Origin of the sequence: Jiangella endophytica (assembly GCF_003427025.1) — a bacterium.
In the GTDB taxonomy this organism is placed as follows: domain Bacteria; phylum Actinomycetota; class Actinomycetes; order Jiangellales; family Jiangellaceae; genus Jiangella; species Jiangella endophytica.
The window spans coordinates 1-21,295 of sequence record NZ_QVAI01000001.1 but is presented as its reverse complement, the minus strand read 5'-3'; the positions used below and the strand labels follow the sequence as shown (position 1 = coordinate 21,295).

The 21,295-nt window shown below is 73.5% G+C and carries 20 protein-coding genes; 12 read left to right on the top strand and 8 right to left on the bottom strand.

From position 1 onward, the window contains the following. Positions 1-5: 5 nt before the first annotated feature. The 3 genes from DZA62_RS00100 to DZA62_RS00090 are packed head-to-tail and all read right to left on the bottom strand — an operon-like array spanning position 6 to position 3,180. Complete coding sequence (locus DZA62_RS00100) at positions 6-863, bottom strand: carbohydrate ABC transporter permease (protein ID WP_116946777.1); 858 nt, start codon at positions 861-863, stop codon at positions 6-8. After that, a complete protein-coding gene (locus DZA62_RS00095; RefSeq protein WP_116946776.1) occupies positions 863-1,834 on the bottom strand; it encodes a carbohydrate ABC transporter permease in 972 nt (323 codons plus the stop codon). The genes DZA62_RS00100 and DZA62_RS00095 overlap by 1 nt, the downstream gene beginning before the upstream one ends. After that, positions 1,831-3,180 carry an ABC transporter substrate-binding protein gene (locus DZA62_RS00090; RefSeq protein WP_157987376.1) on the bottom strand — a complete coding sequence of 450 codons (1,350 nt, stop codon included), beginning with the start codon at positions 3,178-3,180 and terminating at the stop codon, positions 1,831-1,833. The genes DZA62_RS00095 and DZA62_RS00090 overlap by 4 nt, the downstream gene beginning before the upstream one ends. Positions 3,181-3,318: 138 nt before the next feature. Here DZA62_RS00090 and DZA62_RS00085 point away from each other — a divergent pair, with 138 nt between their 5' ends. The 4 genes from DZA62_RS00085 to DZA62_RS00070 are packed head-to-tail and all read left to right on the top strand — an operon-like array spanning position 3,319 to position 6,107. Then, positions 3,319-4,002: a GntR family transcriptional regulator gene (locus DZA62_RS00085; protein WP_116946774.1), complete on the top strand. Its 684-nt coding sequence runs from the start codon at positions 3,319-3,321 to the stop codon at positions 4,000-4,002. Further along, positions 3,992-4,783, top strand: coding sequence for an SDR family NAD(P)-dependent oxidoreductase (locus tag DZA62_RS00080; protein WP_116946773.1), 792 nt, complete (start codon positions 3,992-3,994; stop codon positions 4,781-4,783). Before DZA62_RS00085 ends, DZA62_RS00080 begins: the two co-directional genes overlap by 11 nt. Positions 4,784-4,803: 20 nt before the next feature. Then, complete coding sequence (locus tag DZA62_RS00075) at positions 4,804-5,166, top strand: sensory rhodopsin transducer (RefSeq protein WP_408618033.1); 363 nt, start codon at positions 4,804-4,806, stop codon at positions 5,164-5,166. 5 nt (positions 5,167-5,171) lie between these two features. Further along, complete coding sequence (locus DZA62_RS00070) at positions 5,172-6,107, top strand: alcohol dehydrogenase catalytic domain-containing protein (RefSeq protein ID WP_116946771.1); 936 nt, start codon at positions 5,172-5,174, stop codon at positions 6,105-6,107. A gap of 150 nt (positions 6,108-6,257) precedes the next feature. Here the strand turns inward: DZA62_RS00070 and DZA62_RS00065 are convergent, their stop codons facing one another. Then, positions 6,258-7,148, bottom strand: a complete 891-nt coding sequence (locus DZA62_RS00065) for a LysR substrate-binding domain-containing protein (protein ID WP_116946770.1) — start codon at positions 7,146-7,148, stop codon at positions 6,258-6,260. Positions 7,149-7,301: 153 nt separating this feature from the next. Here DZA62_RS00065 and DZA62_RS00060 point away from each other — a divergent pair, with 153 nt between their 5' ends. Next, positions 7,302-8,807: an MFS transporter gene (locus DZA62_RS00060; RefSeq protein WP_116946769.1), complete on the top strand. Its 1,506-nt coding sequence runs from the start codon at positions 7,302-7,304 to the stop codon at positions 8,805-8,807. Positions 8,808-8,834: 27 nt separating this feature from the next. Here DZA62_RS00060 and DZA62_RS00055 read toward each other — a convergent pair whose 3' ends face one another. Together DZA62_RS00055 and DZA62_RS00050 are read right to left on the bottom strand one after the other, a co-directional pair. Continuing rightward, the gene (locus DZA62_RS00055; RefSeq protein ID WP_198663268.1) at positions 8,835-9,449 is read right to left on the bottom strand and encodes a G5 domain-containing protein; all 615 of its coding nucleotides are present in this window, start codon (positions 9,447-9,449) and stop codon (positions 8,835-8,837) included. 184 nt (positions 9,450-9,633) lie between these two features. After that, positions 9,634-9,957 carry a plasmid stabilization protein gene (locus DZA62_RS00050; RefSeq protein WP_116946767.1) on the bottom strand — a complete coding sequence of 108 codons (324 nt, stop codon included), beginning with the start codon at positions 9,955-9,957 and terminating at the stop codon, positions 9,634-9,636. A gap of 123 nt (positions 9,958-10,080) precedes the next feature. On the opposite strand from DZA62_RS00050, the gene DZA62_RS00045 reads away from it, so the two are divergent. The 5 genes from DZA62_RS00045 (at position 10,081) to DZA62_RS00025 (ending at position 14,294) form a co-directional block, all read left to right on the top strand. Further along, complete coding sequence (locus DZA62_RS00045) at positions 10,081-11,166, top strand: baeRF2 domain-containing protein (RefSeq protein ID WP_116946766.1); 1,086 nt, start codon at positions 10,081-10,083, stop codon at positions 11,164-11,166. Positions 11,167-11,234: 68 nt separating this feature from the next. Continuing rightward, positions 11,235-11,816, top strand: coding sequence for a TetR/AcrR family transcriptional regulator (locus tag DZA62_RS00040; RefSeq protein WP_198663267.1), 582 nt, complete (start codon positions 11,235-11,237; stop codon positions 11,814-11,816). A 24-nt stretch (positions 11,817-11,840) separates the two neighbouring features. Beyond that, positions 11,841-12,662 (top strand): GAF and ANTAR domain-containing protein, encoded by an 822-nt coding sequence (locus DZA62_RS00035; RefSeq protein WP_116946764.1) that lies wholly within the window; start codon positions 11,841-11,843, stop codon positions 12,660-12,662. A 113-nt stretch (positions 12,663-12,775) separates the two neighbouring features. After that, positions 12,776-13,510, top strand: coding sequence for a GAF and ANTAR domain-containing protein (locus DZA62_RS00030; RefSeq protein WP_116946763.1), 735 nt, complete (start codon positions 12,776-12,778; stop codon positions 13,508-13,510). Positions 13,511-13,571: 61 nt separating this feature from the next. Continuing rightward, positions 13,572-14,294, top strand: coding sequence for a GAF and ANTAR domain-containing protein (locus DZA62_RS00025; RefSeq protein ID WP_198663266.1), 723 nt, complete (start codon positions 13,572-13,574; stop codon positions 14,292-14,294). Positions 14,295-14,461: 167 nt separating this feature from the next. On the opposite strand, the gene DZA62_RS37095 is transcribed toward DZA62_RS00025, so the two are convergent. Next, on the bottom strand, positions 14,462-17,227 hold the full coding sequence (locus DZA62_RS37095; protein ID WP_116946761.1) for a helix-turn-helix transcriptional regulator: 2,766 nt from the start codon (positions 17,225-17,227) through the stop codon (positions 14,462-14,464). A 196-nt stretch (positions 17,228-17,423) separates the two neighbouring features. On the opposite strand from DZA62_RS37095, the gene DZA62_RS00015 reads away from it, so the two are divergent. Continuing rightward, positions 17,424-19,931, top strand: a complete 2,508-nt coding sequence (locus DZA62_RS00015) for a LuxR C-terminal-related transcriptional regulator (protein WP_116946760.1) — start codon at positions 17,424-17,426, stop codon at positions 19,929-19,931. Between the two features lie 267 nt (positions 19,932-20,198). Beyond that, positions 20,199-20,756 (top strand): RNA polymerase sigma factor, encoded by a 558-nt coding sequence (locus tag DZA62_RS00010; RefSeq protein ID WP_157987375.1) that lies wholly within the window; start codon positions 20,199-20,201, stop codon positions 20,754-20,756. Between the two features lie 316 nt (positions 20,757-21,072). Here the strand turns inward: DZA62_RS00010 and DZA62_RS00005 are convergent. Continuing rightward, positions 21,073-21,295, bottom strand: a 223-nt coding sequence (locus tag DZA62_RS00005; RefSeq protein WP_116946758.1) for an LPXTG cell wall anchor domain-containing protein, incomplete at its 5' end; no start/stop codon positions are given.

Below are 21,295 nucleotides of genomic sequence, written 5' to 3'. Positions count from 1 at the left end.
TCAGGTCATCCTTTCGAGACGCCGGCCAGCAGGCCGCGGACGAAGTGCCGTTGCAGCGCGACGAACACGGCCATCGGCACCAGCACGGAGAGCACGGCGGCGGACGTGAGGATCTCCCAGCCGTCGCCGCGCGACGCGACCAGCTGCGACACCGCGACGGTCATCGGCGCGACGTCGCGGAACCCGCCGAGGAAGATCAGCGCGACCAGCAGGTCGTTCCACGTCCACACGAAGTCGAAGATGGCCAGCGCGGCCAGCGCGGGACGGGCCACCGGCAGCACGATCGAGAAGAAGATCTGGCCACGGCTCGCGCCGTCCATCTCGGCCGCCTCGAACAGTTCGCGCGGGATCGCGGCGAAGAAGTTGTGCAGCAGGTAGACCGCGAACGGCAGCCCGAAGCCGAGGTGCACCAGCCAGATGCCGAGGAAGCTGCCGGTGAGGTCCAGCAGGTTGAACACCCGCAGCAACGGCACCAGCGTGATCTGGATCGGCACGATGATCAGCGCGACGATCGTCAGCAGCACCGCGCTGCGCAGCCGGAACCGCATCCCGGCCAGCGCGTATGCCGCGGCCGCGCCGAGCGCCACCGTCAGCACCGTCGCCGGCACCACCACCGCGAGACTGTTGAACAGGCTCAACGCCATGCCGTCGCGGTCGAGCACCCGGCGGTAGTTCTCCAGCGTGTAGTCGCCGGGCAGCGCGAACGACTCCCACCAGCCCGACGACAGCACCGCCCACGACGGCCGGAACGCGCTGACCACCAGGCCGAGCAGCGGGACCGCCCAGATCACGGCGACGCCCACGACGACCACGTGCACCGGGATCCGCCGCCACCACACCGCCCGCAGCCGTGCCGCCCCCATCACGCGACCCCGGTCTCGCGGCGGAACTGCCGCACGTTGAAGACCATGATCGGCACGACGGTGAGCATGAGGATCGTCGCGACGGCGCCGGCCAGCCCGTTGTCCTTGGCCGTGAACAGCGCCCGGTACATGACCGTCGACAGCACGTCGGTGCCGTAGTTGCCGTTGGTCATCACGTAGACGATGTCGAACGCCTTGAGCGCGGTCACCGTCATCGTCGTCGCCACGACCACGACCGTCGGCACCAGGAACGGCAGTGTGACGTGCCGGAACGCCTTCCACTCCGACGCTCCGTCCAGCCGGGCGGCCTCCAGCAGCTCACCCGGCACCGAGCGCAGCGCCGCGTCGAAGATCACCATCGCGAACCCGGCCTGCGTCCACAGCGTGGCGCCGATCAGCGCGTAGTTGTTCGTCGCGGTGTCGACGATCCACGCGACCGGCTCGCCGCCCAGCGCCGTCACGACGGCGTTCAGGGTCGCGGTCTGCGCGGCGCCGGGCGGCTGGTAGTCGTACATGAAGCTCCAGATCACCCCGGCCGCGACGGCCGAGATCGCGATGGGCAGGAAGAGCGCGGCCTTGACCAGCGCGCCGTAGCGGACCCGCTCGGCCAGCACGGCGATGGCCAGCCCGACCAGCACCGCGAGCGACGGCAGCAGCACCACCCAGAGGACGGTGTTGCGCAGCGCGATGCGGGTGACCTCGTCGGACAGCGTCTGCACGTAGTTGGCGAACCCCGCGAACCCGCCGTCGGCGTCGACGAAGCTCCACCCGACCGTGACGGCGGCGGGGAAGGCGAGCGCCAGCAGCACCATGGCGACGGCCGGGCCGGCGAACAGCCACGGCACCAGCCGCCGGTACGCACCGCGCGGCAGCGCCGCCAGGGCCCGGTCGCCGAGGCGCAGGTAGGCCCAGCCGGCGACGACGATCACGGCCGTCGCCGCCAGGGTGAGAACGATGCGGTCGGCGATCATCCCCGGGCGTCCTCGATGCCCTGCAGGATCGCGGTGAGATCACCCGGGTCCTGGGCGAACGCCAGCCCGGACTGCCAGAACGCGTCCACCTCGGTCTGCGGCATCAGCGAGTTGCCCAGCGGATAGGTCGCCTCCGCCGAGGTCAGCACCTCGTTGGCGCGGCGCAGGAACGGGTCCTCGTAGGCGTCGGCCGGCACCGTCACGTTCGGCGACAGCCAACGGCCCGTCGCGGCGATCAGCGTCCCCGCCTCGGTGGACGCGAGGTACCGGGTCAGCGCGGCCGCCTGCGGCGTCTCGGTGATCAGGCCGAGGATCTCGCCGGAGATCGATCGGATGCCCGGATGCTCCGGGCTGAAGTCCGGCGCGGGGAAGAAGTCGAGGTCCTCGCCCGGCGCCAGGTCGGGGAACGCGTCGGCGATGATGCCGCCCATGAACGTCGCCTGCTGGAGCAGGTAGCAGCCAGGCTCCGGCGCGAACATCGGGTTGGCGGCCTGGGAGAAGTCCGTACTGAGCACCGTCGTCGTGCCGCCGTAGACCATGCCGTCGGCGATCATCTCGCCGTATGTCTCGTAGGCCTGCTCGACCTGCGGCGACGTCCACGGCTCGGCTCCCTCGCGCCAGGCCCGGTGGAACTCCGGGCCGGCCTGGCGGAGCAGGATCTCGTCGATGAAGTCCGCGGCCGGCCAGCCGCTGGCGGCGCCGCTCTCCAGCCCGACACACCACGGCGTCTCACCGGCGCCCGCTTTCTCGCGGGCCCACGTCTGCAGCTCGTCCCAGCTGGCCGGGTCGGTCGGCCCGTCGTAGCGCTTCGGGTCGTACCAGATCAGCCCGCCCAGGTTGACGGTGTTGTACAGGCCGAACAGCTCGCCGCCGGCGGTCCCGGTCTCGAGCATGCTGGCCGGGTAGTTCGCGGTGAGCACGGCGTCGTCGACCACCGTCCGGAGGTCGACGAGCGCATCCTGCTCCGCCAGCGCCGCCATCTCGCCGATGGCCGGCGTGGCGACGAGGTCGGGCGGGTTGCCGCCGTCGACGCGGGTCTGCAGGACGGCGGCGAAGTCGCGGGTGCCCTCGTAGCGCACCTCGATGCCGGTGGCGTCCTCGAACGGCGCGACCACGCTGAGGAACGCGTCGAGCTCCTCGCCGCCCAGCACGCCGAGCATCGTCACGCTGCCGCCGAGCTCCTCACCGCCGGCGGCCGCGAGCGCGGCCTCCTCGGCGGCAGCAACCGCGGCGTCGTCGGCCGCCGGTTCCTCCGGGCGGGCGGACTCGCTGCTGCTGCACGCGGCCAGCGCGGTGACGACGGCACCCGCCGCGACCAGCGCGGCCCCACGGTGACGCAGGTTCATGGTCGGCTCCTCGGTTCGTCGGGATGACCGGTGGATTTCGTAGAGCGGGACCGTAGCAGGGTCGACGGCCGATTGTCGACAGTCGCTCATATGCTCTAGGATCATGGCCATGGACGCCATCAGAGGTCGGAGGTACCCGTGAGCGGGCTGGGGTTGCGACGGGTCCCGAGCCTGTCGCGGCGCGAGCACGTCGCCGAGATCCTGCGCGAGGCGATCACCAGCGGCCGGCTCAAGCCGGGCGACCGGCTGGTCGAACTCGACCTCGCCGCCGAGCTGGGCACCAGCCGCGCCCCCATCCGCGAGGCCCTGCGCCAGCTCGAGCAGGAGGGGCTGATCGCGTCCTATCCGTACCGCGGCAGCGAGGTGCTCGGCGTCTCGCAGGACGAGGTCGAGCAGGTGCTGGTGCCGATCCGCATCACGCTGGAGCGCTTCGCCTTCGGCAAGGCGCTGGGCAAGCTGACCGACGACGACCTCGACGCCCTGCAGCGGCTGGTCGACGACATGCTGGTCGCGGCCGCCGACGGCGAGGCCGAGCGGCTGGCCGACCTCGACATCCGCTTCCACGAGCTGGTCATCACCCGTTCCGAGCAGCGGCACTGCCTGCAGATGTGGAAGACGATCCAGCCGCGGGTGCGCGCGTACTTCCGCCGCGACGCCCCGGCGCACGCCGACCCCGGCGACGTCGCCAGGCAGCACCAGGAGCTGCTCGACGTGCTGCGCGCCGGCGATCGCGAGACCGTGCTGGACGCCGTCGAGCAGCACATCCACATCCACCTCGCGCCGGACGGGCCGGACGGGCCGGGCGGCCACGATGTGGGCTGAGACGGTCGCCGTCACCGGGGCCGGGTCCGGCATCGGCCGGGCGGTGCTGCTGGCGGCGGCCGCACGGGGTGCGCGGGTGGCGGCGCTCGACGTGGACTCGTCGGCGGCGTCCGCAGCCGCGGCGTCAGCCCTCGAGGCGGGCGCGGGCGGTGCGGTGGCCGTGGCCTGCGACGTGTCCTCGGAGACGTCCGTGACGGCGGCGTTCGACGCGGTGTCGGCCGCGGTCGGCGACCCCGGCGCGGTGTTCGCCAACGCCGGCGTCGAGGTCAACGCGCCGGTGCATTCGTTCGCCGTGCCCGACTGGGAGCGCGTCGTCGCCGTCAACCTGGTCGGCGTGTTCCTGACCTGCCGCGAGGCGCTGCGCCGGCTCGTCGCGGCCGGACGCGGCGGCTCCCTCGTCTGCACGTCGTCGCCCGCCGCGTTCGTCGGGCATGCCGGCGGCGGCAACAGCGCCTACGCGGCCTCGAAGGGCGGGGTGTCGGCGTTCGTCCGGTCGGCGGCGCTGGACTACGCGCCGCACGGCATCCGCGTCAACGCCGTCGTGCCCGGTGCGACCGACACCGCGATGCTGACGACCGGGGTGCCCGCCGCCGAGCGGGCCGATGCCGTCGCGCGGCTGCGGGCGGCGGCCGCGACCCAGGTCCCGCTCGGGCGGCTCGGCCGCCCCGACGAGGTGGCCGCGGCGGTGCTGTGGCTGCTGTCGGACGAGTCGTCGTACGTGACCGGATCACACCTGGTCTGCGACGGCGGGCTGATGGCCAAGAGCGCCAACGACTTCTGACTCACAAGGAGGCTTCCGTGGTGTCGTCGATCGGTTCGACGGTGTGGGTGGTCGCCGACGGGTACATCCCGCCGGGCAGCAGCGGCGACGACCCGGCGCTGGCCAGTCACGAGAGCGTCTGCATCCTCAACACCGGGCCGGCCGACGCGGCCGTCGAGCTGTGGGTGTACTTCACCGACCGCGAGCCCGACGGGCCGCACGTCCTGCCCGTCCCGGCGCGCCGGGCGTTCCACCAGCAGCTCGGCGAGCTCGGCGTCCCAGCCGGCGTCGACTACAGCATCGTGCTGCACAGCGACGTGCCGGTCGTGGTGCAGCACACCCGGCTGGATTCGCGGCAGGCGGCCAACGCGCTGATGTCGACCATCGCATACCCGGCGCGGTGAGGGCGATGGTGACGACGCGGCGCAGTGAGCTGGCCGGCGCGCGGACCTCGGCCGTGCGGTCCGTGGAACTGCCGGAGCCGGGGTACGGCGAGGTGCTGCTTCGGGTGCTGGTCAGCGGCGTGTGCGCCAGCGAGGTGGCGGAGTGGTCGGCGGGCCCCGCCGTGGCCGACGTGCCGCTGGCGCTGGGGCACGAGCCGGTGGGTGAGGTCGTCGCCGTCGGCCCCGAGGTCGCGGCGGTGCACGTCGGCGACGTCGTCACCGGCCGGGTCGACGCGTCGTTCGCCGACCACTGCATCGCCGACGTCCGCGACCTCGTCGTCGTGCCGCCCGGCGTGGAACCGGCCGAGGCCCTCGGCGAGCCGCTCGGCTGCGTCGTCGAGGCGCTGCGCCGCACCCGGCTCGACACCGGCGACCGCGTCGCCGTCGTCGGGACCGGGTTCATGGGCCTGGTGCTCCTGCAGCTGCTGCGGCACGCGGGGACGCGTCAGGTGGTGGCGATCGACCCGCGGCCGGACGCGCGCGAGCAGGCGCTGGTGCACGGTGCCGACGCCGCCCTGGCGCCGGGCGAGACGTCCGGCCCGCCCTACGACGACGCCTTCGACGTCGCCGTCGAGGCGTCCGGGACCGCGCCGGGCCTCGATCTCGCGACGACGCTGGTGCGGCCGCACGGCGTGCTGTCGATCATGGGCTACCACCAGGGCCCCCGCACCGTCGATCTGCACGCCTGGAACTGGAAGGCCATCGACGTCGTCAACGCCCACGTGCGCGATCGCGCCCGCCTGCGCGACAGCGTCCGGCGCGGCATCGACCTGGTCGCCGCCGGCCGCATCGACATCGGCACCCTGATCACCCACCGGTACGGATTGGACGAGGTCGACACCGCCTTCGCCGCCCTCGTCGGCAAGGAGCCGGGCTTCGTCAAGGCCGCCATCACCTGGTGAGCGCGCTGCCGAGGCTCCGGGCGGCGAGTCCGGCACTCGGCCAGGAGTTCTTCGTCGCGCTGTAGACACCGGCGCCAACAAGCGGCGCCGGGGTCGACACCTCCGATCACACTCCGACGGGGTCGGCGCCCGGCGGGGGCCGCCCGCCGATCAGCTCGACGCGGGCGTGGGCGCGGGTGCCGGTGCGGAGGAGCGGGCGGCGAACGGCTGGCCGAGGATGGCCGAGGTGAGCGCCTCGACGGGCTCGACCGGGGAACGCGGGTTCGACAGCAGCGTGAAGTCGATGTCGCCGAGTTCGGGCAGGCCGACCGAGGCGGGCAGGGCCTGGAGGTCGGCGGGGACCAGGCTGCTGGGGAAGACCGCGACGCCGATGCCGGCGCGGGCCGCGGCCAGGACGCCGTTGACCTCCAGTGTCTTGCAGGTGATCTTCCAGCTGCGCCCGGACTCCGCGAGCACCCGCAGCGCCGTCACCCGGCTGACCGACGGCGCGGTGTAGGTGATCAGCGGAATCGGCTCATCGGGACGCACCTGGGTGCCGGGCAGCCCGATCCAGACGAGACGGTCGCGGCGCACGACGCGGCCGACGGTCTCGTCGGGGAACTCCTTGATGAAGACGAGGTCGAGCTGGTTGGCCTCCAGCCGGCGCATCAGCGTGCGGGTCTGGGTGACCGTCAGCTCCAGGTTGATCCGCGGGTGCAGCTGCCGGAACGCGCGCAGGGCGGCGGGCAGCTGGGCCAGCGCGAGGTCGTCGGCCGCGCCGAAGCGGAGCCGGCCGCGCATGGCCGTCCCGGTGAAGTAGCTGGCCGCCTCGTCGTGGGCGGCGAGGATCGAGCGGGCGAAGCCGGCCATCGCCTCGCCGTTGTCGGTGAGCGTGACGGCACGGGTGTCGCGCAGCAGCAGCTGGCGGCCGGCCGCCTCCTCGAGCCGCCGGACGTGCTGGCTGACGCTGGGCTGGCTGATGCCCAGCTGCTGCGCCGCCTGGGTGAAGTTCAGCGTCGACGCCACCGCCAGGAATGTCCGCAGATGCACCGGATCGAACACGGGCTTCCCCTCGTCATTGAGTTTCCTGATGACATTTATAGCCCTTATCGGCTTAGCGAATTGGCGTTCAGCACCTAACGTTGAACACGGTCCTGCCATCGTGGCGGGACCGCCGCACGCCCAACCATCCGTACCATCCCAAGGAACCGCACCGTGAGACCGGCGCCTGCCGCCCTTCACCCGTCCTCACCAGCCCACTCAGATCCCCGCCGCCCGCACTGGCGCGACACCTTCGCCTCGCTGCGGGTCCGCAACTACCGCCTCTACGTCATCTCCCAGGTCCTGACCAACACGTGCGGCTGGATGCAGCGCGTCGCTCAGGACTGGCTCATCCTCAGCCTGACCGGCAATGTCGCCTGGGTCGGGCTCACCGTCACCCTGCAGCTCGCGCCGATGCTCGTGTTCGGCCTGTTCGGCGGCGTCGTCGCCGACCGGTTCGACAAGCGGAAGCTGCTGATGATCACCCAGTCGCTGTTCGCGCTGTCCGCGCTCGTGCTCGGGACGCTGACGCTGACCGGCGCGATCCAGCCGTGGCACATCCTGACCAGCGCCGCCTTCCTCGGCGTGGCCACGGTCGTCGACAACCCGGCCCGGCAGGCGTTCGTCCCGGAGGTCGCCGGGCACCAGCACCTGCGCAACGCCATCAGCATCAACTCGACCGTGTTCCAGCTCGGCGCGCTCGTCGGCCCCGCGCTGGCGGCCGCCGGTATCGCGCTGGTCGGCCAGGGCTGGTCGTTCGTCGTCAACGCGCTGGCCGGCGTCGTCGCCGTCGCGCTGCTGGTCGCGATGCGCGCGTCGGAGCTGTCGGCCGCGCCGGCGATCGCCCGCACCCGCGGGCAGCTGCGCGAGGGACTGCGCTACGTCGGCGACAAACCGGTGATCCTGTGGTCGGTCGTGCTGGTCGGCTTCGTCGCGATCACCGGCATCAACCTCGCCACCGTGCTCGCCGCGTACGCCGACGACGTCTTCGACATCGGGTCGGCCGGCTACGGCCTGCTCAACTCGTGCCTCGCGGCCGGCGCCGTCGCCGGTGCGCTCGCCTCGACGCGGCGCCGGAGCCTGCGGCTGCGCACGCTCGTCTACACCGCCGGCGTGCTCGGCGTCCTGCAGATGGTGGCCGGCACCATCGCGTCGCTGCCGCTGTTCTGCGTCGTCCTGGTCGCCGTCGGCGCGGCGTCGCTGCTGTACCTGACCGGCGGCAACACGATGGTCCAGACGGCGGTCGCGGGCACCATGCGCGGCCGGGTCATGGCGCTGTACATCCTCGTGCTGTTCGGCGCGCAGGCCGGATCCGGTGTGATGATCGGGTGGATCGCGCACGAGTTCGGCGCGAACCTCGCCATGGTGGTCTGCGGCGCCGGGCCGCTGCTGGGCGCCGTCATCGTGGGCGCGGCGCTGGCGCGGAAGGGCCGGCTGACCACCCGGCTCATCCTGCGCGACCGGCCCGGGCGCGGTGTGCTGTACGTCGTGCCGCGTGACGCCGTGCCGGCGGCGGCCGTGTCGCTGACGCCGGGCCTGCTCAGCCGAGGGCTGCGGGGCCGGGCGCGGCCGACGCACCCGGCGGAGCGACGGCGACGGCGGCAGCCCCACGCGGTGCCGGGCCGGGCGGCGCATCCGCGGCAGCACAGCGACCGGACGCGGACCGGCCGGATGCGCTGATCGTCGCGGCGACGCGGACGGGGTCGGCTACGGCTCGCAGCCGACCCCGTCGTCGTCCGCGTCGAGACCGTAGATGTCCTCGCCGATGACGTCGACCGGCCCGTCGACGTAGGACGGCCCGTTGCCGCTGCCACCGGCGCAGTCGACGTCGGTGTCGATCGGCACGCAGCCGCTGTAGTTCGGGTCGCAGCCCGCGTCCTGCGGCGGCGCCTCGACGAGACCCACCGGCTCCTCGTCCTCCGGCTCGGGTTCCGGCTCGGGTTCCGGCTCAGGCTCGGGTTCCGGAGGAGGAGGCGGCGGCTCGTACGTCCCCACCGACGTCACCTCGTCGACCGGCGCCGTCGTGACCTCATCGGCGGACAGCTCCCGGGCCGTCTCGACTCCGTCGGTGAACGTGACCTCGTAGGTGAGCGTTCGCACGCCGGCCACCCCGGCGGTCGTGACGGCGGAGGTGCCGAGGTCCATCGTGTCGTCCTCGACGCTGACCCGCTCGAACGGGATCGCCTCCGTCTGCGTCACCGTCTCGACCGTCACCACCGGCGTCGGACTCGGCGACGGCGTCGCGGTCGCCGACGGCGCTGCCGCCGCGGACGGCGCGGCCCGCTGCCCGTCGTCACCGGGCCCGCACGCGACCACCGTCAACGCGAGCGGAACAAGAACGAGAACGCCCGTACGCAGGCGTGTTGCACCGATACCCATGGCCCCCCGGCCCCCCTGCACGTCAATGGGAAGCCGCGAGGTTATCCCCGCCCGGACGCGTCGTCAACAGGACGCCGGGCCGGTGTGACCCTCGGCACCGGCCCGGCGAGCATGGTGCGGTCCCGCGTCAGCGGCCGACCGCCTTCTCCAGCTGTTTCTTCGTCATCGTGGAGCGGCCCTTGACGCCCTTCCGCCTGGCCTCGTTGTAGAGCTGCTCCTTCGTCCGCCCACCCGAACCCTTGCCCGAGCGCAGTCCCCCGCGCCGGCCGGACGAGAGGTCGTCGCTGGACGAACGGCTCTTCCGGCGGGACTCGCCGGACCTCGCGCGTTCCTTGTTGACGGTGCGTGCGGCGATCTCCTCGGCGCGGTCCTCGCCGTAGTCGCGGTCCTCCAAGCCTTCCTTGATGTGCTCGTACTGCCGTTCGCGTGTGTCACTCCACTGTCTCGGCATACGGATCACCTCCGTCCCTCGGCCCGTACCCCGTCCCCGCCGAAAGCATCCGCGGTCGTTTGCCGCCGGACGGACCGGGTAGCACGGCGAGTGGAAGGACGATCACCGCACCAGGGAGAAACGATGCGACTGGACACTCTCACCCACGTCCTCGACCACCAGGGACCGTTCGCCAGCGCGCTGCTCGACGTCAGCCGGACGACGGAGGACGCACGGCAACGACTGGTGCTGCGCGGCAGGGCGGCCCGGACGGAACTGGCGGCGTCCGGCGCACCGGACGCCGTCGCGGAGGAGGTGGTGGAGCGGCTGCTGGAGCCGACCGGCACACCGGGCGAGACGGCCCGGTTCGTGGTGGCGGGACGCGACGGCGTGCTGGTCGACGACCTGCTGCCGCACTGGTCCGGGCACGAGGCGCTGACGTGGGGCCCGCTGCCCGACGCGACGGCGTGGCTGGCCTATCGGGACCTGGCCGTGCCGGTGCTCGTCGTCCTGGCCGACCAGGCCGGGGCCGACCTGATCCACTGCGCCTCCTGGGGGCGCGAGCCCGCCGTCGTCCACACCGTCGACGGCGGCATCGAGCATGCGGCTGACGGCGGCCCGGCGCGGGCCGACCTGCGCGGCCGCACCGACGAACTGTGGCGGTTCAACGCCCGCGTGGTGGTGGCCGACCTGGAACGCCTGGCCGGGACCGAACCGCCGCTGATCGTGCTGGCCGGAGACCCGCGGGCCCGGCACGACATCCGCACGGGCCTGCCTCAGCACGTCGCCGAGCAGGTGGTCGAGGTCGAGCGCGGCAGCCGCGCCGAGGGCGCCGCGAACGAGGCGTTCGTCGCGGAGGTCGACGCCGCCGTGGAGCGGACGGTGGACGAGCGACAGCGGCGCACGGCGGCCCGGCTGGAGGAGCACCTGGGCCGGCAGTACGCCGTCGCCGTCGGGCTGGCCGACGTGCTGGACATGACCGTCCAGGCCGGCGTCGACACCGTCGTCCTCGACGAGGAGCGAGCGGCCGGGCACACCGTCTGCCCGGCCGACCACCCGTACCTGCCGCTCCCCGACGGCGTGCACGCCGCGCCGGCGGTGCGGTCCGACCTGCTGGTGCTCGCGGCCGCCGCGGCCACCGGTGCGGGGGCGGTGTTCACCGCAGCGTCGCTGCTGCCCGACGACGGCGTCGCCGCGCTGTTGCGATGGGACCGGCCCGCACCCGGCTGAGCCGCTGCTGCACAGACGGTTCTGTCTACCCGCGACACCGCGTGGTGCAACGGGTATGGTCGATGGTCATGCAGGCTCCGGACACGACCGGCGCCACGCCAACCGCGAGAGAGCGCATCCTGGCGACCAGCTACCGGCTGTTCGCCCGCCGGGGAGTGCTCGGCGTCGGCGTCGACGAGGTCATCGAACGCTCCCACGTCGCGAAGGCCACCTTCTACAAGCACTTCCCGTCCAAGAACGACCTGGTCCTGGCCTTCCTGGACCGCCGGGAACGCGAGTGGACGATCGGACTGGTCGAGGCCGAGTCGCAGAAACGCGGCGAGACCCCGGAAGAACAGCTGCTCGCGATCTTCGACGTGTTCGACGAGTGGTTCCGCAGCGACGACTTCGACGGCATCGCCTTCATCACGGTGCTGCTCGAGATGGGCCGGTCGCACCCGCTGGGCCAGGCCAGCATCCAGCACCTGGCCAACCTGCGCGCGATCGTCGCCGGCCGCGCCGCCGAAGCCGGTCTGCGCGACCCCGAGGGGTTCGCCCGGTCGTGGCAGATCCTCATGAAGGGCTCGATCATCGCCGCGCTCGAGGGCGATGTCGACGCCGCGCGGCGGGCCAGGGCCATGGCCGCCGACCTCATCGAGCGCTATCGCTGATCACCCGTCACGGGGGCTGAACCGATGACCGACGAGCCACAGCCGGGCCGCGACCTCTCCGAGCTCCTCGGTGCCGTGCACAACCTGCTGCTCAACGCGCCCAGGGTCGAGGAGTTCCTCACCGACCTCGCGAAGCTGGCCGCCGACCTCGTCGAGCCACCGGCGTCGTGCGGCATCACCACCACCTACGACGGCCGGCCCCGCACCGTCGTCAGCAGCGATCCCCGCGCCGCGCAGGTCGACGAGGGCCAGTACACCGGCGGCTGGGGCCCGTGCGTGCACACGCTCGTGTCCGGCGACGTGGTCGAGATCGCCGACCAGAGGTCCGACCCGCGCTGGCCGGAGTATCGCGTCCACGCCGTCACGCTGGGCGTGCGGTCGTCGCTGAGCCTGCCGCTGGTCGTGAACGGCGACGTCATCGGCGCGATGAACCTCTACGACTTCGACCAGCCCGAGGCGTTCGACGACCAGAACCGGCGCCGGGCCGAGACGTTCGCCGCCCAGGCGTCGACGGCGCTGACGCTCGCCCTGCGCCAGGCGCACGACACCGAGCTGACGGAACAGCTCGAGCAGGCGCTCGCCACCCGCAGTGTCATCGACCAGGCCGTCGGCATCCTCATGGCGCAGCAGCGGTGCACCGCCGACGAGGCGTTCGCACTGCTGCGCAAGCACTCGCAGAACAACAACCTCAAGCTGCGCACCGTCGCCGAGCGAATGGTCTCGAGGGTGTCCGGCCGGCCCGCGCCGCAGACGGCGACGTTCCGGCGGCGACCCGGCGTCCCCGGTGCCGCGGCCGAGCCGACACCGGCCCTCGACGACGGCGACGAGCGCGGCGACAACGCCTAGTCAGGCGGGCAGGAGTTGTCTTTTCCGGAGGCCGCTCTGTACGTTGGCGGTCTCTGGTTAAGACGTCAGCCGGCGGCTGCTTTGCCGCACCTGGCCGACGCACCGAGGTCTTCATGGTCATGCCCTTCGAGGCGCTCCCCGAGCCTGAGCCCACGTCCAACGCCCTCGCCCGGCAGCTCGCCGCCGCGGCGTCGCAGCTCTACCTGCAGCCCGATCTGCACGCGACGGTGACCACCATGGTCCACCAGGGCGTGGAGATCGTCGGCGGCGACGCCGCGAGCGCCACCCTGCTGCGTCCTCGCGGCGGGCGCGAGCTGACCACCGGCACCACCGCCCGCGCGGACGAGGCCGACCGCGCCCAGGTCGAGCTCGACGAGGGACCGTCGCTCACCGCGCTGGCCGCGCAGGCGCCGGTCCGCATCGACGACACCGCCACCGAGCCGCGGTGGGAGCGGTGGCGCGCGGCCGTCGCCGGCCTCGGCTACCGCAGCCTGCTGGCGCTCCCGCTGGACCTGGGGCCGCACTACGCCGGAGCGGTCGTCGTGTTCTGGGAGCTGCCCGAGCAGCCGGCCGACCGGCACGTCGCGGTGGCACGGCTGCTGCTGCGGCATGCGGCCGTCGCGATCGCCAGCGCTCATCGGGCGTCGACCCTGCGCGAAGCCATCGACGCCCGGTCTCAGATCGGTTTCGCGCAGGGCATTCTCATGGAGCGGTACGGTCTCGACGCCGCGCAGTCCTTCGAGGTGCTGCGCCGCCACTCCCGCGACAACAACATCAAGCTCAGCCAGGTCGCGGCCGATGTCGTACGTACCCGGGCGCTGCCCGACGCCCACGGAGTCGGCGAGTGAGTCCAGTAGGGTGGTGCTCCGGCGACCGGCCTCGCGCGCCGGCCGCCGCGGGAGCCGCAGCTTGACCACACCAGCCGAGGTGACGTCGCGACTGGCTCAGGCGGTCGCCGGCGCCGGTCCCGACGCGCCGCTGGCCGACCGGCTCGGCGAGACCTGCCGCTCCGTCCTCGGCGCTGACGGTGTCGCCATCGTGCTCGCCTACACGCAGCCGCAGCGGCTCACCATCTGCTTCACCGACGACGTCATCGCGCGGGTCGAGAACCTGCAGGACGTGCTCGGCGAAGGCCCGTGCGCCGACGCGTACCGGTCCGGCCGGACGGTGGTCGCCGGCATCGGCGCCGGCGACGCCGCGCGGACCTGGCCGCTGTTCGCCGAGGCGGCTCTGCGCGCGACCGGGCCGCTGACGGTGGCCGCGGTCCCGGTCCCGGTCTGCGGTGACGTGCTCGGCGTCCTCTCCGCGTACCGCACCGGGACCGGTCATCCCGCCCCGGCGAGCGGGCTGACCACGCACCTGGCGACCGCCGTCGGCATGACGCTGCTGCACGAGCTCGACCTCGACCACGCCGAGGTGGCCGCCGAGCCGACCGGCGTCTGGGCCGGTCGCGCCGAGGTGCACCAGGCCACCGGCTTCCTCGTGGCGCGGCTCGGCCTGTCGCCTGACGACGCGCTCGCGCTGCTGCGCGCGCGGGCCTACGTGGCAGACATCGCGCTGGGCGAGATCGCCCGGCAGGTCCTGGACCGCGCCGTCGACCTCGCCGCCGACGTCAGCCCGCCGAAGCTCTGATCGGGAACGGCCACTCCGCCCCCGAAAAGGGGGGCTTCGCGGGGAGCGGAGTGCCGATTCCCCCGTGAACGGATGTGCCGGCCTGCCCTGCACCTCCCACCCGTCACTATGTAGGAGGCGTCAGGGCACCGGATCCGCACGCGGCGATCCCGGATTTTTTTCGCGGCTCAGCCCGGCCCGCTGCCGTCGTCGTCGATGCCGGTGACGACGATGCCGGTCAGCTCGGTGCGCGAGCGGATGCCGAGCTTGCGGAAGATGCGGCCCAGGTGTGCCTCGACGGTGCGGACCGAGACGAACAGTTCGGCGGCGATCTCGCGATTGCGCCGGCCGCTGGCGACCAGCGTGGCGATGCGCTGCTCCGCGTCGGTGAGGTCGGCCAGCCGGGTGGTCGGCGTCACCGGCCCGCCCGACGCGCCGAGTTCCTGACCGGCCCGGCCGGCCAATGCGATGGCGCCGCTCTCCTGCGCCAGCACGACGGTGCGCTGCAGCCACGACCGGGCGTCGGTGCGGCGGCCCAGCCGCCGCAACCGCTCGCCGTAACAGAGCAGCGTGCGGGCCTGTTCGACCGGCGACACCGTGTCGGTGGCGGTCTCGACCGCCACGCTGAACAGCGTCAGCGCCTCCTCGCCCTCGCTGACCAGTGCGCGGCAGCGGGCGACGGTGTGCCGCGCCCACGCCGTGGGCACCCGGCCGGCGCGCAGTTCGAACTCGGCCAGCGCGGCCCGGGCCCGGCCCAGCTCGCCGCTGCGCGCGCAGGCCTCGACGTAGTCGGGCTCGACGGCGAGGATGGACGGGTCGGCGTGCTCCAAAGCGTGCCGCCGGGCGTGGTCGAGCACCGACATCGCCTCGTCGAACCGTCCGAGCAGCAGGAGGAACGCGCCAGTCTCGGACTGCATGACGGCGGTCGCCCACGAGTCGCCGTGCCGCCGCGACCCCTCGATGGACTGACGGCGGCGGTCCCAGGCGGCCTCGTCCTCGCCCAGGTAGGCGTTGGCCCGGATCATGTAGGCCGGTACCAGCGCGCGGTGGGCGCTGTCGGCGTCGACGCGGTCCCAGGCGGCCGCGGCCGCGGCGGCCTCGCGCAGCCGGCCGGCCCGCAGCTCCAGTTGGACCAGCCCGGCCAAGGCGGCCCGCAGCAGCAGCGGCGAGTCGCCGAACTGACCGCTGGTGACGGCCCGCAGCAGCCGCCGCGCCTCGCCGTAACGCTCGGCGCGGACCAGCACGGTCGCGTGCAGCAGGTTGGACTCGGCCTCGCCGAACAGGTCACCGGCGCCGGCGGCACCGGCCTCGGCCAGCTCCACCGCCCGGTCCAGCTCGCCGCTGACGGAGGCGAGCAACGCGGCCGTGCGCCGGTGTGCGGCGTGGGTGGCGGCGTCGAAGTCGTCGATGAACCGCTCCGCCAGGGCCAGGAAACGCGCCGCCTCGGCCTGCTCCATGCGGCCGGCCAGCCCGTGCGCGGCCGCGAGGTCGAGCGCGGCGGCCCGGGCGGGATCGATCGGCGCGACCTCCTCGACGTGCCGGCTGACCAGACCGGTCGCGACCTCGCCGTCGAGCAGGTTGCGGGCGCGCACCTCGAGCAGCGCGAAGTCGGCCCGCTGCTCGGGCGTGGTGTCGAGCCGGAACCGCTCGCGAGCGATGTGCACCGCCTCGTCCAGCCGGCCGGCGAGGACGGCGAACCGACCGGCCTGCAGCAGCCGCCCGATCCGCTCGCCGGGCTTGGACGTGAGCCGGACCGCCTCGCGGGCGAACGCCAGCGACCGCTCCACCTCGCCGCGAACCAGCGACTCGGCGGCGACCCGCTCCAGCCGCGTCGCCAGCTCGTCGTCGTGATCGTGCCGGGTCTGCGCCAGGTGCCAGAGCTGCCGGCCCGAGTCGGAGTCGGCGTACGCCGCGGCCAGCGCCTGGTGGGCCGCGTCGCGCTCGGCCATGGTGGCGGCCTGCCAGATGATCGAGCGGACGGCCGGGCGCTTCAGCGTGAACGTCCCGTCAGAACGATTCATGTGTTCGGCGAAGAGCCAGGCGACGTGCGGCGCGTCCGGCGAGCCGAGCGCGTTCAGGACGGGAGCCAGCCGGTGGTCCTCGCTGCCGGTCGCGACCAGCAGCGCGAACCGCTGGTCGTCGTCGAGCGAGCCCAGCTCGGGCAGCTGCAGCGCCTCCAGCACCGGCGAGTGCGGCAGGTGCCGGTCCAGCTCGACCTGCCCGAGCAGCTGCACGTCCGGGATGCGGCCGACGACGTCGAGCAGAGCGCGCGGGTTGCCGCCCACCCGGGTGGCGATGCGGGCGGCGACGCTGTGCAGGGTATGCGACCCGGCCGCGCGACGGACCAGTTCGGTCGACTCGGTGGCCGGCAGCTCGCCGAGGCGGATCAACGGCAGCCCCAGCAGCGGCGGCACCCGCTCGGCGGTGTCGACGACCACCAGGAACACCAGCGGCGACGTCCCGACCCGGCGGGCCACGAAGCCGACCACCTCCAGCGACTGGGGGTCGAGGCGGTGTGCGTCGTCGATGACGATCACCAGCGGCCGCCGGACGCGGCTCACCAGCGGCTGCACCTGGACGGCGATCTCGTAGGCCGACGCCGTCTGGTCCAGCTGCGTGGTGAGCTCGTCGACGAGCCGCGCCGCCTGGCGCTGTTGCTCAGGCTCCAACGAGCCGACGACAGCGGACAGCACGAGGTGCAGCCCCGAGAACGGCCAGCCGCGCTCGGAGTCGGCGGCCACCACCGCCGACACCGTCACCTCGTCGAGTCCGGTCAGGCGTCCGGCGCGAGCGTCGTCGGACACGGCGCGCACGAGCGCGCTCTTGCCGACGCCGTCGGCGCCCTCCACGACGACCGCGCCCCCCTCGTCGGCCGCCAACCTCAGCAGGACTTCCCGGATCCTGGTCTGTTCACTGTCGCGACCGATCAACGCGTCGCGTACTTCCTTCTCCACCCGTTCCCCTCACCCTGCGACCAACCCCATCGCCGGGCCCCCCATCGCGATCTTCACTCCCAAGCATCGCGGTCCGGCACCCCCTCATGACGGCAGAAGCCGACACTGCTGACGGGTGAGCCGGGGTGGATCGTGGGGTGAGGGAGGGGGTGAGTCTAAGATCGTCTTCGGGTGGGAGACAGGGGGAGGCTGTGCGATGCAGGGTGCCGAGCGCGACCGCCGGCGGGCGGGGCCACGCCCCATCCTGTCCCGGCCACGCCTGAGCGAGCCACTGACCAGGCGCGATGCCGCACCCATCGTCGTCGTCCAGGGCCCGCCCGGGCTGGGCAAGTCATTGTTGCTCGACGACGTCGCCCGCCGGCTCGGTCCGGGCCGCGTGGCGCGGGTCGATTCGGACGGCGTCGACGACCTCGGCGCGGTCGTCGACGACATCCTGGCTCACGCGATCACCGACGACGCCGCCGACCCGCCGACGATCCTGCTCGACGACGTCGTCAGACCCGACGGCGAGGGCGTGCGTGCGGCACTGCGATCCGTACGCGACCACGACACCCGGCTGCTGCTGAGCACCCGGACACTCCCCGGCTGGGTGACGGCCGACCGGATGCTCGACGGCACCATTCAGCTCGTCGGGCTGGCGGATCTGCTGTTCGACGCCTCCGAGGTCCAGCAGCTGGCCACCCGGTTCCGGGTCGCGCTGTCCGCCGACGACCTCGCCGACCTGGACCAGGCCGCGGACGGCTGGCCGGCCCTGGTGGTCGCGTGGCTGCGCACCCGGCGGCCCGACGCCACGCTGTCCGAGCGCAAGCTGCACGACCTGATCGACCGCTTCGTCCGCATCGAGGTGCTCGGCGACCTCGGCCCCGCCGACCGTGCCCTGCTCACCGACGCCGCCGCCGCTCCTCGGTTCGACGCGACCGTGCTGGCGCTGCTGCTGGAGGACCAGGCGCTGCCGGCCTACGCGGCCACGCTGATCGACCGATGGGTCACGGCCGGCCGGCTGGTGCCCGCCTCCGACGACGGCCACTGGCGGCTGCCGCTGCCGGTGCGCCGCTGCCTGCTCGCGCAGCTCGACCTCGAGCAACCGGGCCGGCGCACCGACCTGGTGACCCGGGCCGTCCGCCTGCTGGTCTCCCGCGGCCGCACGACCGACGCGCTGCCGCTGGTGGTCGACTCCTCGCTGGACAAGGCGACCGCCGGCAGCGTGGTGCGGGCCAGCTGGGAGCCGGCTGTCGCCCGCGGCCAGTTCGACGACCTGCTACCGGCGGTGAACACGCTGCCCGACGACGTCATCGACGCCGACCCGGTGCTCCTGCTGCTGGCGGCCATCTCCGCGGTCGCGCCGCCGCCCGACCTCGACACGTTCGCCCGCCGGGTGGCCCAGGCCGACCGGCTGGTCGACCAGCACACGCTGAGCGGCACGCTGCTGACCATCCGGTGCTTCCAGATGGTGCTGGCCCGGGCGCGCGGCGACTCCGCCGCCGCGTTCGCCGTCGAGCGGCGCGGCCGCGCGCTGATCGACGCCGCCACCGACGGCGAGCTGCGCGAGCACCTCGACCGCGTCGTCTACTTCGACTGGCAGACCGGCGCCAACCGGCTGGCCGCCGGCGACCTCGACGCCGCCGAGACCATCCTCGGCCACACCGCCACGCAGGCCCGGCACCACGGCATCGCCTGGCACGAGGCCAACAGCGAGGCGCTGCGCTCGTACACCTCGCTGCTGCGCGGCGACCTCGCCGGCGCGGCCCGGCAGTCGCGGTCGGCGGCGGAGATCGCGCGGCGGCACGGCTGGGCCGACAACCAGTTCACCGACCACGTGCATCTCACCCGCGGTGCGCTCGACCTCGAGCACGGGCGCACCGCCGGGGTGGCCGAACGGCTGCACCGGGCGCAGCGCCGAGTCGACCGCGACGCCGTGCCGCCGGCCGGCCGGCTGGCGGTCGCGTGGGCGGTGCTCGCCCTGCTGGCCGGCGACCGCACCGCCGCCGGACACGCCGAACTGCTCACCGGCGACGACTACGACACCAACCGGCTCCCGTTCAACCGCCTGCTCGCGACGATCGCCCGCGCGTACGCCCTGCTGGCCCGCGACGACCCGAAGGCCGCGACGGACGTGCTCGAGACCGCGGTCGCTCCGCCCCGGCACGTCGCGCTGCTCACCGTCGCGCGGGCCCGGGCGCTGCTGGCCGCCGACGACCCGCTGACGGCCGGCCGTGAGCTGGCGGCGCTGGGCGACCTCGGTGCCGTCCCGCTGACCGTCCGCGCCGACGTCTACGCCCTGCACGTCGAGAGCGCCCTGCAACGCGGCGTCACCGCCGACGGCGACCTCCACCAGCTGCTCGCTCTGGTCGAGCGCACCGGCTCCCGGCGGCCGCTGCTGCTGCCGCCGGCGCTGCGGACGGCGCTGACCACCGGCGACCTGCCGCTGCCTCCGTCGGGGCCGCTGAGCACGCTGGCGGTCGAGCTGGCCGCGCTGCACCGGGCCAACACCGGCGGCGCGCCCACGCTGTCCGAACGCGAGACCGAGGTGCTGCTGTCGCTGGACGGCCCGGACACCCTCAGCGAGATCGCCAAGTCGATGTACATCTCCGGCAACACGCTGAAGACGACGGCGCGCTCGCTCTACCGCAAGCTCGGCGCTGCCGACCGCTACGAGGCCGTCACGGTGGCCCGGGCGCTGGCGATCCTGCCGCCCGCCCCCTGAGCTGGTTGCGGGCTTCCTGACACATCTGTGGGTGGGCGAGGGCGCGACTGTCGATGGCGATGGATGGTCGAGGGATCCGGGTTGCCCTGGCAGCACTTGTCCCTCAACCATCCCGGCCCGTGCGTGAGCCCCCTCGCGACCAGACCCACGGAAGCAGAAGATGGCGTGGTTTTTGCGGTGATTCGTCGCATCATCGTGTTTCCCCGTAGCAAGATCTGCGGGGAGTGCCGACGCGCGGGAACCCCCGCTGCCTCCAGGTTCTTTGTCATGACCGAAGAGTGGGATCACCAGGAGTTCGCGATCCTGCTGGACCGGGCCCACGACGGCGACGACGACGCCTTCGGGATCCTCTACGAGAAGACCGCGCCGATGGCCCACCGAGCGGCCCAGCACATCGTGCGCGACCGGCACACCGCCGACGACCTGGTCCAGGAGACGTTCTGCCTCGTGCTGAACGCGGTCCGGGCCGGACGTGGGCCGCGCTCGTCGTTCCCCGGCTACGTGTTGTCGACGGTGAAGCGGCTGGCCTACCGGCACTCGACCGCCCGCGGCCGCACCGTCGCCGTCCAGGACCCGGCCGCCTGGGACGCGCTGCTCGGCCGCCCCGGCGAACCCGGCGACGCGAGCCGAGTGGCGGCCGCGCTGGCCAGCCTGCCGGCCCGCTGGCGGCACGTGCTCTGGCTGGTCGACGTCGAGCGGTATTCGCCCTCTGAGCTGGGCACCCGGCTCGCGATGACGCCGAACGCGGTCTCCAGCCTGGCGGCGCGGGCCCGGAAAGCGCTGCGCGCCGCCTACCTCGAGGCCGCCACGACGGTCGACGCCTGAGCGTCTCGGCGGTTCGGCGTTCGGCGGTTCGGCGCTTGTCGGTGCCCGCCCATAGGGGTGGGTGACCCACCCAGCCGGGCGGGTTCGCCCGCACGCGAGCGCGCGAAAGGCCCGGACTCCGCCGACACCCGCGCGAACGCCCGCAAGCGCACAAGAGCCAATGCCGCACGCGCCCCAGTGTCGTCGCCGGCGGGCGCTCGACAGAGCCGGCCTTCGCCAAGCGCGCGAAAGACCCGGCCGCCGAGGTCGTCGGCGGCCGGGCCCTTCGCAACGTCGGCCCGCGGGACCGGCCGGAGCCGGCCCCGCGGTTCCCCCGTCAGCCGGTCAGGCCTCCTGTTCCGGTGCGGCGGCGGGTGACCGCGAGGGCGGTGCCGCCGGTGATGATGAGGAGTGCGCCGGCGAGCAGGAGCAGTGCGGAGGTGCCGTTGCCGGTGTCGGCGAGGTCGTCGCCACCGCCACCGTTACCGCCGCCGTTGTCGTCGTCGTCGCTGGGCGGGTCGCTCGGCGGGTTGCCGGGCGTCTCCGGCGGCGGGGGCGGG